General features: G+C 68.7%; 12 protein-coding genes. 3 read left to right on the forward strand and 9 right to left on the reverse strand.

Annotation, left to right across the window (positions count from 1 at the left end; all coding sequences use genetic code 11):
* Positions 1-344: 344 nt before the first annotated feature.
* The 3 genes from AC5P8Z_RS09805 (at position 345) to AC5P8Z_RS09815 (ending at position 2,726) form a co-directional block, all read left to right on the forward strand.
* Positions 345-917 (forward strand): DUF1190 domain-containing protein, encoded by a 573-nt coding sequence (locus AC5P8Z_RS09805; protein ID WP_286070295.1) that lies wholly within the window; start codon positions 345-347, stop codon positions 915-917.
* 7 nt (positions 918-924) lie between these two features.
* Complete coding sequence (locus AC5P8Z_RS09810) at positions 925-2,103, forward strand: glutathionylspermidine synthase family protein (protein WP_286070294.1); 1,179 nt, start codon at positions 925-927, stop codon at positions 2,101-2,103.
* A gap of 296 nt (positions 2,104-2,399) precedes the next feature.
* The gene (locus tag AC5P8Z_RS09815) at positions 2,400-2,726 is read left to right on the forward strand and encodes a hypothetical protein (RefSeq protein ID WP_495228948.1); all 327 of its coding nucleotides are present in this window, start codon (positions 2,400-2,402) and stop codon (positions 2,724-2,726) included.
* Positions 2,727-2,808: 82 nt separating this feature from the next.
* Here the strand turns inward: AC5P8Z_RS09815 and AC5P8Z_RS09820 are convergent, their stop codons facing one another.
* From AC5P8Z_RS09820 to baeS, 9 genes are all read right to left on the reverse strand, one after another.
* Positions 2,809-4,107, reverse strand: coding sequence for a DUF58 domain-containing protein (locus AC5P8Z_RS09820; RefSeq protein WP_286070292.1), 1,299 nt, complete (start codon positions 4,105-4,107; stop codon positions 2,809-2,811).
* The gene (locus AC5P8Z_RS09825; RefSeq protein WP_286070291.1) at positions 4,104-5,090 is read right to left on the reverse strand and encodes an AAA family ATPase; all 987 of its coding nucleotides are present in this window, start codon (positions 5,088-5,090) and stop codon (positions 4,104-4,106) included. Before AC5P8Z_RS09825 ends, AC5P8Z_RS09820 begins: the two co-directional genes overlap by 4 nt.
* Positions 5,087-6,271, reverse strand: coding sequence for a DUF4350 domain-containing protein (locus AC5P8Z_RS09830; protein WP_495228949.1), 1,185 nt, complete (start codon positions 6,269-6,271; stop codon positions 5,087-5,089). The genes AC5P8Z_RS09825 and AC5P8Z_RS09830 overlap by 4 nt, the downstream gene beginning before the upstream one ends.
* The gene (locus AC5P8Z_RS09835; RefSeq protein ID WP_295567454.1) at positions 6,268-7,890 is read right to left on the reverse strand and encodes a DUF4129 domain-containing protein; all 1,623 of its coding nucleotides are present in this window, start codon (positions 7,888-7,890) and stop codon (positions 6,268-6,270) included. Before AC5P8Z_RS09835 ends, AC5P8Z_RS09830 begins: the two co-directional genes overlap by 4 nt.
* Complete coding sequence (locus AC5P8Z_RS09840) at positions 7,880-8,872, reverse strand: stage II sporulation protein M (protein WP_495228950.1); 993 nt, start codon at positions 8,870-8,872, stop codon at positions 7,880-7,882. The genes AC5P8Z_RS09835 and AC5P8Z_RS09840 overlap by 11 nt, the downstream gene beginning before the upstream one ends.
* Positions 8,869-9,558, reverse strand: a complete 690-nt coding sequence (locus tag AC5P8Z_RS09845) for an RDD family protein (protein WP_495228951.1) — start codon at positions 9,556-9,558, stop codon at positions 8,869-8,871. The genes AC5P8Z_RS09840 and AC5P8Z_RS09845 overlap by 4 nt, the downstream gene beginning before the upstream one ends.
* 124 nt (positions 9,559-9,682) lie before the next feature.
* Positions 9,683-10,213: a gamma carbonic anhydrase family protein gene (locus AC5P8Z_RS09850; RefSeq protein ID WP_295567450.1), complete on the reverse strand. Its 531-nt coding sequence runs from the start codon at positions 10,211-10,213 to the stop codon at positions 9,683-9,685.
* A 130-nt stretch (positions 10,214-10,343) separates the two neighbouring features.
* Entirely contained in the window at positions 10,344-11,033 is a 690-nt protein-coding gene (locus tag AC5P8Z_RS09855; protein WP_019337017.1) for a response regulator, read from the reverse strand.
* The gene (baeS, locus tag AC5P8Z_RS09860) at positions 11,030-12,433 is read right to left on the reverse strand and encodes a sensor histidine kinase efflux regulator BaeS (protein WP_495228952.1); all 1,404 of its coding nucleotides are present in this window, start codon (positions 12,431-12,433) and stop codon (positions 11,030-11,032) included. Before baeS ends, AC5P8Z_RS09855 begins: the two co-directional genes overlap by 4 nt.
* Positions 12,434-12,469: the final 36 nt, after the last annotated feature.

Here is a 12,469-nt window from a genome sequence, read left to right on the forward strand (position 1 = left end):
AGCAACAGCCGAAGCAACAGCGGGCTTCCTGCGGGAGGCGGGGTGGGTCCGTTGGCGGGGGACGCCGTAAACCCGTGCTTGGGGTCTTGGCCGCGGCATCCATGCCGCGGACACCCCCGCCAGCGGACCCACCCCGCCTTCGACAGTTTCCTGCGATGTGTCGGGGCCGGCGATCCGCTCTTGGTAGGTGTCGACCTTGGTCGACACGATGGATCCATGCCATGCGTGGATGATGGGGAACGACGAAAATGAAAGGCCGTTCATCTTTGCCACTTTGCCGATTCCGGTTGCTGGCCCGGATTTGGCATCATTGGGGCATTGATCCGTAGACAGGGCATGAGGCCATGAAACGTTCCCGCACCACCGCGCTGCTGCTGATGAGCGCTGCGCCGCTGCTGTTCACCGCCTGCCAGAAGGAGCCGGAGGTGAAGGTGCAGGAAGGCCTGTACACCTCGGTCGAGGCCTGCACCGAGGCGACCGGTGATCCGTCGTCGTGCCGCAATGCCTTTGCCGAAGCGCAGAAGCAGGCCGCCGATGCGGCGCCGAAGTACGCCAGCAAGGAAGCCTGCGAGAAGGACTACAAGCCGGAACAGTGCGTGCAGCAGCACACGTCGGCGGGTACCTCTTTCATCGGCCCGATGATGATGGGCTTCTTCATGTCGCAGATGCTGAGCAACCGCGGCGGCCTGGCCCCGCAGGCGCCGGCGTCGGCCCCGGCCTACCAGGACAAGAACGCTGGTTGGGCGCGCCCGGCCCCGGGCGGCACCGGCGGCATGAACACCGCCAGCGGCATCGGCGCGGGCAAGGCCGGGCTGGCACCGGTCACCAGCGAACCGAACCGTGCGGTCACTGCCAGCCGTGGTGGCTTCGGCAACACCAGCGCGCGCCGCAGCACCAGCGGCAGCTACGGCGGCTGATCGACCCATGCAGCGCATCCGGATTGCCGAGCGTGCCCAGTGGCGGGCACGCGCGGAAGAGGCGGGTTTCCGCTTCCACACCATCGACGGGCAGCCGTACTGGGATGAAAGCGCGTACTACGCCTTCACCCTGCGCCAGATCGAACAGGACATCGAAGACCCCAGCGCCGAGCTGCACCAGATGGCGCTGGACCTGGTGGGCGATGTCATCGCCAGTGAACGGTTGATGGACCAGCTGGCGATTCCGTCGCACTACCGCGACTGGATCGCCGACAGCTGGCGCCAGCGCCAGCCGCATCTCTATGGCCGCCTGGACCTGGCCTACGATGGCACCGGTCCGGCCAAGCTGTACGAGTTGAACTACGACACGCCGACCTCGCTGTTCGAGGCCAGTTTCTTCCAGTGGCAGTGGCTGGAGGACCAGCGCAACGCCGGCCGCCTGCCGCAGCACGCCGACCAGTTCAACGCGATCCACGAAGCGCTCGTCGAGCGCTTCGGCGAACTGGCCACGCAGCTGCCGCCGCCGCTGTACTTCAGCGCGGTGGGCAGTTCCGAAGAAGACCGTGGCACCGTCGATTACCTGCGCGACTGCGCTTCGCAGGCCGGCCTGCATGGCCAGGCCATCGCCGTCGAGGACATCGGTCTGTCCGAGGACGGCCGCTTCACCGCGCTGGACGATTCGGTGATCGGCACGCTGTTCAAGCTGTACCCGCTGGAAGACCTGATGGCCGAGGAATTCGGTCGCGCGCTTCCCGGTTCGGGCATGCAGCTGCTGGAACCGGCGTGGAAGGCGGTGCTGAGCAACAAGGGCATCCTGCCGCTGCTGTGGCAGCGCAACGTGGGCCATCCGAACCTGCTGGAAGCGCACTTCGATGACGGCAGCACGCTGGCCTCGGGCTGGGTGCGCAAGCCGCTGTTCTCACGCGAGGGCGCCAACATCGAGATGCACCTCACCGATGGCAGCACCCAGCGCAGCGACGGCCCCTACGATGGCCCCGCGATCATCCAGCGCGCGCATCCGCTGACCCGCTTCGAAGGCGGCTATCCGCTGATCGGCAGCTGGGTGATCGGTGACCATGCCTGCGGCATCGGCATCCGCGAGGACGACAGCGCGATCACCCGTGACAGTGCGCGCTTCGTGCCGCACGCGATCGTTGATGAGGCGCCGACGCGGATCTACGTCTGATGGTGGCAGGGCGCCACCGGGACGACGGTCACTCCCTGCGGCGCTATGCAGACCGGGTGGCGGTGCGTTGCAATCGATGTGACACGCCGGGTTGGGTGACAGGTACGCCTGATTCACGCCGCTTCCGGTGCCTGGGTTGCAGCCAGGCATTGAACGGCGGCTGCGGTTGCAGCCGCTGTGGCTCCGGAGACTGGGTGGGGCCGGTGCGCTACTGCGGCTACCGTCCTTGCGGCTACTGCGGCCACAAATGGATAAGCGCTGAAGTTCGCCGCGCTCGAGAGACATCTGCGCTGCGGGTGCTGTCCGCGGACTGCAGCCAATGTGGGCGCAGCAGCGATGTCGAGGTCACCCGGTCGCGGTGGCGTGGCAACGAGGCCATCGACCCGGACTTCGGCCTGCCTTTGAGGTTGCTGGAAAAGACCTCGGCTGGCCTGCTGTGGGCGTATAACGCCGAGCACCTGCAGGCATTGCACGACTACGCCACGGCCAGACTGCGCGAAGGCAGCGGCCATCATCGTTCGATGTTCTCGCGCCTGCCGCAGTGGATGAAACTGGCCCGCAACCGGGTGCTGCTGCAGCGTGCGGTGGAGCGTTTGCAACGGCGGTTGCAGGGCGAACGCTGACACTGCAGCTGAGCATGGGCTCGGCTCTGCGGAACAACACGTGTAGAGCCGAGCCCATGCTCGGCTCCGGTCAAGCGCAGGGCTACAACAACCCTTCGCGCTTCACTGCCAGATACCGTTCCACCAGCGCGCCGGGCAGGGCATCGGCGGTCACGTCCAGCACCATCACCTTCTCGCTGCGCAGCGCGTCGTGCGCCTTCGCGCGCTGCTGCAGGTACAGTGCGGCGGCACCGGCCCGGGTGGCATCCTCCAGCGTCTGCACGTCGCCCTCCAGTGCGCCGTCCAGCTCGCGTTCGCGCAGGCTGGCCACGCACACCAGGTGGCGTTTCTGCAGCAGGCGCACCGCCGCCAGCAGATCCTCGATGTCCTCGTCGCGCACGTTGCTGACCAGCATCACCAACGCACGCCGGCGCTGGCGCAGCGATACCTCGGTGGCAGCGGCCAGGTAGTCGGTGGCCACTGCGCGCGGCTGTAGGTCGTAGCTGGCACGCAACAGGTGCTCGACCGTGCCCATGCCACGCTGCGGCGCCACCCAGCGGCGCTCGCCACCGGCAGCAAACAGGCCGGCGGCGTCGCCCTGGCGCAGCGCCAGGTACGCCACCACCAGCGAAGCGTTCAAGGCGTGGTCGAAATGCGAGAGCCCGCCTTCGCTGGCCAGCATGCGCCGACCACTGTCGAGCATCAGCAGCAGCTGCTGGTTCTTCTCGTCCTGGTACTCACGCGAGACCAGTTTGCGTGCCCGTGCGGTGGCCTTCCAGTCGAGCTGGCGCAGGCTGTCGCCCACGCGGTACTCGCGCATCTGGTGGAAGTCGGTGCCTTCACCACGGCGGCGCTTCACGTGCGCACCCACCAGACGTGAGGCCTGGTCCGCACTGAACAGCGCGAAGCGGGTGAGCGGCACGAAGTTCGGGTAGACGCGCACGTCCAGCGCCGGTGGCAGGGTGCGTTGCTGCCACCACAGCCGCCACGGCGAGCGCATGCGCAGATGCACGCCTTCGAAGTGGAAGTGCCCACGCTGCAGCGGCTGCAGGTGGTAGTGCAGGGTGGAAGCGCTGCCGGGCTGCAGGCGCACGCGCTGCGGCAGCGATTCCAGCGGCCAGCCGCCGGGGACCAGATCGAACACCTGCACCGTCATCGCCGCGTCCGCCTGCAGGCGCAGCGCGGCCTCGCGGCGCACGCCCAATGCCAGCGCTTCGGGCAGCTCACGCTGGATCTGCGGCGATGGACGCCGTGACTGCCGCCACAGATCCATCAACGCTGGCACGGCAATCGCCACCGCGGCCAGCGCCCAGCTCCAGCGCGGCAGCAGGCCGCCCAGCACGAGACCACCCAGGGTGGCCCAGGCCAGCAGCAGCGCCAGCAGCAGCGGGGCAGGCCTCATCGGCGCGGTGCTTCCACCTTGGCCAGCAGTGCGCCCAGCACGTCGTCGGCATCCTGCCCCTCGATCTGCAGCTCCGGGGCCAGCGCGATACGGTGGCGCAGCGCGGGGCGCGCGATGTCGCGCACGTCGTCGGGGGTGACGAAGTCGCGGCCGGCCAGCACCGCCTGCGCACGCGCGGCGCGTACCAGCGCGATGCTGCCGCGCGGGCCGGCACCGACCGCGATGCCTGGCCACTGCCGGGTAGCGGCCACGATCCGTACCGCGTAGTCGATCACTTCGTCATCAACGGTGATCGCCGCGGTGGCGCGCTGCAGCTCCAGCAGCTCCCCGGCACCGAGTACGCGCGGTACCTGGCTCAGGTCGAAATCGCTGGCGGAGCGGCCGCTGGTGATCGCGGTCACCATGCGCTTCTCGTCCTCCAGCTGCGGGTAGTCGATCAGCACTTTCAGCAGGAAACGGTCCAGCTGCGCTTCCGGCAGCGGGTAGGTGCCTTCCTGTTCCAGCGGGTTCTGCGTGGCCAGCGCCATGAACGGCGGCGCCAGGGTGAAGGCCTTGCCTTCAATGGTCACCTGGCCTTCCTGCATCACTTCCAGCAGCGCGGACTGGGTCTTGGCCGGTGCGCGGTTGATCTCGTCGGCCAGCAGCAGGTTGGTGAACACCGGGCCGCGGCGGATCTTGAAGCTCTCGCTTTTCGGGTCGTACACCGCGTGGCCGCTGACGTCACTGGGCATCAGGTCGGGGGTGAACTGCACGCGGCCGTAGTCCAGCTCCAGTGCCTGCGCCAGTGCGCGTACCAGCAGGGTCTTGCCCAGCCCGGGCACGCCCTCGATCAGCACGTGGCCACCGGCCAGCAGGGCCACCAGGATCTGGTCCAGCACATCGGCCTGGCCGATGAAGGCGTGGCCGACGGCCTCGCGGATGGCATCGACGCGTTCGATCAGGCGGGCATTGGCGGCCGCCGGCAGCTCGGGGATTTCGGTCATAGCAGGGATCTCATCTGGAGCAGCAAGCGGATGCGCTCGCGCAGGGCGGAGGAATCGTGCGGCGGAGGCGGTGTGAGCGCGCTGGCGACGCGGCTTTGCGGCCATTGCAGCAGCGCGGCGATGGCCTGCTCACGCGGTGCGCCATCGAGCGCGGCGGCAACCGGCGCACGCAGTCGCAGGCGGTGCAGGAACAGGGCGAGCACGGCGTCGTACAGGCGTGCGCCATGGCCGAAGCGCAGCAGCAGTTCGCCACTGGCGCGCACGTGCTCCAGCAGCGAGCGGCGTTCCAGCACCGGCGACGGCCGCAGGCTGCCGAAGCGCTGCGAGCGGTGCCACAGCCAGCCCAGCAGGGCCAGCAGCAGCGGCACCCACAGCGGCCACCCCTGGTAGAACATGCGCGCCCACAGCGACGGCGGACGGCTGGCGTAGACCAGCCAGACCGCACCCTTGCCATAGTTCGGGTCGAGCAGATAGCGGGTCAGGTCGCGGTGGGCGTTGTCGTGCAGGCCATCGCTGGCGTCGCCGGCGGCCGCGGCCAGGCGCGCGGCAGGCGAGTCGACATCACCGCGCATGAACTCCATGTCCGCCAGCACGCTCACCTTGCCCTGGCCATGACGCAGGCGCGCGAACACCAGGTCACGGTCACTGCCCCAGCGACGCTCGGCCTGCGCGCGCGCGGCAAAGCCCAGCGTAAAGCGGCGGCCGCCGCAGAATTCGCTGTGACCGGTGTCGTCGTCGATGTGGAAAGGTTGGCAGTCGCTGCGCTGGAACAGGCTGTCCACGCCCAGCTCATCAAGCAAGGGCCCCTGCGTGCTGCCGGCATCGTCCTCGGCCGGTGGCGGCGTCCGCACCAGCAGGTGGCCGCCCCGGTCCACCCAGTCCAGCAACTGTCTTGCGGCCGGTGCCGGCAGTTCGCTGCTGTCCTGCAGCAGCACCACCGTGTCGTGCGGCCCCAGCGTCATCTGCTGCAGTTCCAGCCGTGGTCGCGAATGCACGTCGATGCCGTCGGCGCGCAGGGCCTGGCCGAGCACGTACAGCGGGTTGTAACCGGCCTCGCCCTGCGGCGGCAGCCGGATGGTTTCGGTCACGCGTTCATGCGTGCGCAGGTAGAGGATGGTCAGCGGCACGCCGAACAGCACCAGCACGCCCAGCAGCAACGACCAGAACAGGCGCGGGCTCATGCCTGCCACCCGTATTGCTGGCGCAGCGTTGCGGCCAATGCGTCGAAATCACTGCGGCTGGGCAGGCGGCCACCGTAGGCGGCGTACTGCCACATGCGAACGATGCGTGCGAACAGGTCACGGTCGATGGCGTCAGGCATGCGGCGCGATGCGCGCAGGCACTGTGCTTCGGTGGCGCCGGGGGGCAGCGCGATGCCGCTGCGCTCGCCCACGGTAACCACGCTGGCACGGTAGAGCAGGGCCAGCGCCTGGCGGGGCCGGCCCTGGTCCCAGAGCAGGCCGGCCTGGGTGGCCACGTCCGGCGGCAGCGCCACGGGCAGTTCAACCTGTTCCTCCATCACCTGCGGTGCTGCATCGGCCTTGCGCCGGCCGCTGCCGCGCAGCCAGGGCAACCACATCCGCGCGGTCAGCAGCAGGACCAGCAGCAGGATGCCCAGCAGGCCCCACAGGCCCCACTCGGCCAGCCGTGCCAGCCAAGCGATACCGTCCTTGCGTGCCTTGCGCTCGCCCTGGTTGCTGCTGTCACTCTGCAGCGTCTTGTCTTCCTTCTTCTTTTCCTCGGCCTGCTCGATCGGCTTCCAGTGCGTGACCTGGCGGGTCGGGCGTTGAAGCGGATCCTCGTAGGCGCGATTCACCGCCTGGCGGAAGCCGGCGGTATCCACGGGCGTGCTGCCGAAGATGCTGGCCGGGGTGTTGGCGGGGTCGATGACCGGCTCTTCGTCGTCGTCTTCGGCGGTGATGCCGCTGTCGCTGGGCTTGCCCATCGCGCGTTCGGGCTCGGCATCCGCATCCTGCGCGCGCACTGGTGCGGGGACCAGCGGCAGTGCCAGGCACAGCAGCAGGGCCAGCGTCGACGCCGCCGGGAGCAGGCGGTCGCGCAGGCGGCGCAGTGCGATCTCCACATCCCAGGCTTCCATCTGCGTGCGCCGGTTCAAGTACAGCCCAAAGCCCGCACCGACGAAGAACGGGCCGATCAGCACCGAGGCCAGCCAGCACGCCAGGTTGAAGCCCAGCCGTGCCCACGCCGGCGTGTCCTTGCCGATCATGTCCCACGCCGCGCGCCAGGATTCGGACATCAGGTCCAGCGGCATGAACATGAACACTGCACCGATGGCACCGGACACCAGCACCGCTTCGAACGCCATGCAGGTCAGGGTCAGGACGAGTGCCGAGCCTGCGGCGCCGGCCGCCACCGCGCGGCGGCGCGGTCCGCGCTGGCCGGGTGCATTGCCTTCCAGCAGGTTCACCGGCAGGCACAGGCTGCGCAGCACGCTGAAGCGGCGCCAGCCCAGGTAGCCCCAGGAACCGGTGTTGCCCCAGCGGCGCTGCGCCCGCAGCGCCGCCCATGCGCCCACCGGCTCGCCGAAGATGCCCCGCGACAGCACATACAGCGGCGCACGCTCGAACAGTGGCTTGCACCACCACATCGCCAGCCAAGCCCAGCCAAAGGCATCCAGCCACCAGCCCAGTGCATTGACGATCACGAACAGCGGTGCGCTCGCCAGCAGCCAGCTGCCCCATACCGCACGCGCATGGCGGCGGGTGAGGGCGTTGCCCAGCTCCATCGCTTCCCAGCCACTGCGTGCGCGCAGTACCACGTCCAGGCGGTCAATGCGCATCGCCGCCTCCACGCCCGCCACGCCACAGCCACAGCAGCACGCCGGCCCAGAGCACCACGGCGACGCTGAACTTGATCCATGCGGGGACCTCGGCGATCGATGACCAGAACGCTTCGATGAAGGCCGCGACCAGGAGCATGAACGCCACGCCCAGGCACAGCCGGGCACCGATGCGTCCACCGTCGACCAACGCATCCAGGCGGCTGCGCCGGCCCGGTGCCAGCAGCTTCATGCCCAGCTGCAGGCCGGCACCGCCGGCGATCACGATCGCGGTCAGCTCGAAGGCACCATGGCCGACCACGAAGCGCCAGAACGGTCCACCGTGGCCGATGTGCTGCAGGTGGCCGGCCACCGCCCCGATGGTGACGCCGTTGAACAGCAGCACCAGCAGCGTGCCGAGCCCGGCCAGCAGGCCGCTGGCGAACGTGCGCAGGGCAATGCTGATGTTGTTCATGATGTAGTGGCCGAACATCATCCAGTCGGTGCCGCTGTCGCGGCCCAGCCGTTCAGCGGCAGGGTCGTACATGCGCTCCATCGCGGCGATCTGGCGGTTGTCCATCAGCATGTGGATCAGGTCCGGGTAGACCTGCGCCAGCACGAAGCAGGCGATGGCCGGTAGCGCGAACATCGCCAGCGCTACCCACATGCTGCGTGCCTGGCTGCGCACGAGCAGCGGGAAGTCGGCCACCAGGAATTCCAACGAGGCGCGCCAGCGCGTCGGTCGTGTGCGGTACAGCACGCTGTGGCCCTGCTGCATCAGCTGCTGCAGGCGCTGGATCAGTTGGGGGCTGTAGCCGCGCTCGCGGGCCAGCGCCAATTGCTGGCACAGGCGACGGTAGCGTTGTGGGAAGGCGGGATCGTCCAGTGCCAGGCCGCTGGCCTTGCGGCGCGCGCGGCGCGAGGCACCGGCACGCAGCAGCAGCCAATGCTCCAGGTCCTGCCACTCCTGCTGGTAGCGGGCGACGAACTGTTCCTGTCTCATCGCCGCCCCAGCAACCAGTTGGCCATTGCATACAGGCGCAGCACGCCGATCTGGCCCTGGCTGCCGGTCAGCGGTTCGGCAATGCCGGCCAGCTCCTGCTGGCGGGGCGCGGACAAACGCGGTGCACGCTCGGCGAAGGCCATCAAAGCGGCCTGTTCCTCCGGGCGCAGCGGCTGCGGCGGCGCCAGCACGCTGTCGATGGTGGGCGGCGGAGGCAGGTACAGCGCGGGTGCATGCACCACCACGGTGCCGGCCACCAGGTCGCCAAGGCGCCGTCCATACGGATCGAATAGGCTGCTGACCAGCCCCAGCGCATAGCCGAACGGCAGCATGTCCACGGTGCGCAGCAGGTTGCGGGTGATCGCTGCCATCCAGCCCACCGGTGCGCCATCGCGCGACAGCACGCGCAGGCCCAGCGCACGCTTGCCCAGGGTGCGGCCCCACAGCGCCTCGCAGACGATCTGGTAGATCCAGTAGACCAGGAACATCAGCACCAGGTAGAGGCCGGAGCCGAACGTGTCCAGCAGTGCCAGCGGGATCGACATCAGCACCAGCACCGCGATGCGCACACCGAGGTCCACCAGCCAGGCCATCGCCCGCGGCAGCGGGCCAGCCGCCGGCAACTGCAGCAGCACGCCCTCCGGCGTCACCACCTCGCGGTAGGTATCGAGCATCGGTGCGGCCATCAGCGCGATGGCCTTCGTTGTGGGCGCCGGAGTCCTCTCCGGCAGGCAGCCACAGGCATGGGGGGTCTCGACAGATCCTGGTCGGGCCCAGACTTTAGCAGAGCCGTCGGGCGGTGTTGGCCGTTCAGCCCAGGTACTCGCCCTTCAGCCGTACGTAGTGGTCGGCCGAGTAATGCAGCGACTCGATCTCCTTGTCGCTCAGCGTGCGCGCCGGCCGGGCCGGATTGCCGACCCACAGCTCGCCTTCGCCCACCACCTTGCCCGGGCCGACCACCGCGCCGGCACCGACAAAGCCGTGACGTTCAACGCGGGCACCGTCGAGGATGCAGGCGCCCATGCCGATCAGGCTGTAATCACCAATGGTGCAGGCGTGGATGATGCAGCCGTGGCCAACGGTCACGCCCTCGCCGATCAGGGTCGGGCAGCCGGCCTTGTTGTACGGGCTGTGGTGGCTGACATGGATGATGGTGCCGTCCTGCACGTTGGTGCGCGCACCGATGCGCACGTAATTGACGTCGCCGCGGATGACCGTGGCCGGCCACACCGACACGTCGTCGCCCAGTTCCACATCACCGATGACGGTGCAGGCCGGGTCGATGTACACGCGCTCGCCGAGGACCGGCATCTTGTCGCGGAAGGGGCGCAACGGGTTCATCGGTGTCTCCGCAAATCAGGGCATTCGCGACGATGATACCTGCGTGGTGTGTTGTAGAGCCGAGCCCACGCTCGGCTTGCCGACCATTCGGGCAGAAGCAGCCGAGCGTGGGCTCGGCTCTACGGTTGTTTCAAGGCTCGTAGCTGTAGCCCATGCCATACACCGAGCGGATCGGCTCGCCTTCCATGCCGGCGTCGGCCAGCTTGCGGCGCAGGTTGCGCACATGGCTGTCGACGGTGCGGTCGACCACCACGCGATGGTCCAGATAGAGGCGGTCGAGCAGTTCGTCGCGTGCCCAGATCCGCCCTGGCGTGGCCAGCAGCGTGCGCAGCAGGCGGTACTCCACCGGAGTCAGGTCCAGACCCTTGCCGTTCCAGGTGGCGCGTGCGGCCGGCTCGTCGATGTGCAGGCCGCCGTTGGCGCGCGCACCGGGATCCGGGCGGTAGCGGCGCAGCACCGCCATTACCCGCGCGACCACTTCGCGCGGACTGAATGGCTTGCAGATGTAGTCGTCGGCGCCGATCTCCAGGCCCAGCAGGCGGTCGATCTCTTCCACCCGTGCGGTGACCATGATGACCGGCACATCGCTGCTGGCGCGCAGTTCACGGCACAGGTCCACGCCATCGCGCTGTGGCAGCATCAGGTCCAGCAGCACCAGGTCGGGCTGGTAGCGCGCGAAGGCGTCGATCACCTGGCCACCGTCGTCCACCCACTCGCTGGCCATGCCGGCGGCGGCCAGGTAGTCGCGCAGCACCGAGGCCAAGCGTGGCTCGTCCTCGACGATCAGGATCTTCGCGGACGTAGCGGGCGACGTGCTCATGCAGGCTCCGGCAGGGTGATGACCACGCGCAGCCCGCCCAGTGGCGAGGGCTCGGCGTGGATGTGGCCGTGGTGGGCGAGGATGATGTTGTGGCTGATGGCCAGTCCCAGACCACTGCCGCCGCTGGCGCGGTTGCGCGAACTTTCCACCCGGTAGAAGCGTTCGAACAGCAGCCCGCATTTGTCGGCCGGCACGCCCGGCGCGGTGTCTTCCACGATCAGCTGCACGCCGGCGGGCACGCGCGCGGCCTGCACGTGCACGCGGCCCCCGGCGTGGGTATAGCGCAGCGCGTTTTCCAGCAGGTTCGCCAGTACCTGTTGCAGGCGTCGTTCGTCACCGGACACCTGCAACGGTGTGGCTGGCAGGTCTTCTTCCAGCGCCAGGCCTGCATTGGCGAAGCGCACGCGCATGCCGTTGAGCTCGCTGCGCAGCAGCGCCACCAGGTCCAGCGGCGCGAAGCGGTAGGCCAGGCCACCGGACTGGGTCATCGACAGGTCGTGCAGGTCGTCGATCAGCTTGCCCAACTGGCGGATCTCGCCCTGCAGGCCCACCAGGTTGGCGCGGTCCAGCGGACGGATGCCGTCTTCGATCGCCTCCAGCTCGGCGCGCACCACCGCCAGGGGCGTGCGCAGCTCGTGCGAGATGTCGGCGATGAAGGCGCGGCGGTTGCGCTCGGTATCGTCCAGCGCCTGCGCCATCCGGTTGAAGTCATTGACCAGTGCGTCCAGCTCATCGTCGCTGGTGCGCTCGATGCGGGTGGCGTAGTCACCGGCGGCCAAGCGGTGGGTGGCCGCGGCCAGCTTGGCCAGGCGCTGGCGCAGCGCCCGCGATACCAGCCAGGCCAGCAGCACCGTCACCAGCAGCAGCGCGATGCCGATCACCCACCACGCGCGCACCTGGGTGTTGTAGAAGTTCAGGTCGTTGGTGGCGATGACGGTCTGGAACGGCACCATGCCCAGCCAGCCGACGGTCTGCCCGTCCACCTGCACCGCATGCGGTTCGTCGTCGCTGGTGGCGTCGGGATTGCCGGCCACCCACCGGTGCCGTGCATCGAACAGGCCCAGGCGCGATGGTACGCCGGTCTGGTCGGATAGCGGCGGCACCGGTCCTTCATGGCCGTGGGCCAGTTCCGGGCGCAGCAGCCGCGCCCAGCGGTCGCTGTCACCGTGCAGATGTTCCCAGCCGCCATGTTCGCGGTACTCGCGTTGCAGGTGCGGCATCAGCCGCTGCATGCGCAGGTCGCCCTGGTCGTTGAGGTAGTCCAGGAAGCCGGTCTGGAAGGCGACGCGGCTGGCAATACCATTCACTGCCAGCACCAGCAGGCAGGCGGTGAAGATCGCGAGGAAGGTCTTCGCGGTCAGGCCGAATTTGAGTCGAATCTTCGCCATCGCGGGGGCCATTAGCGGCGCATGCGGCGCCGAAAGCAAGCGCCAGCT

This window comes from Stenotrophomonas sp. YJH_SMC_17 (genome assembly GCF_059371655.1).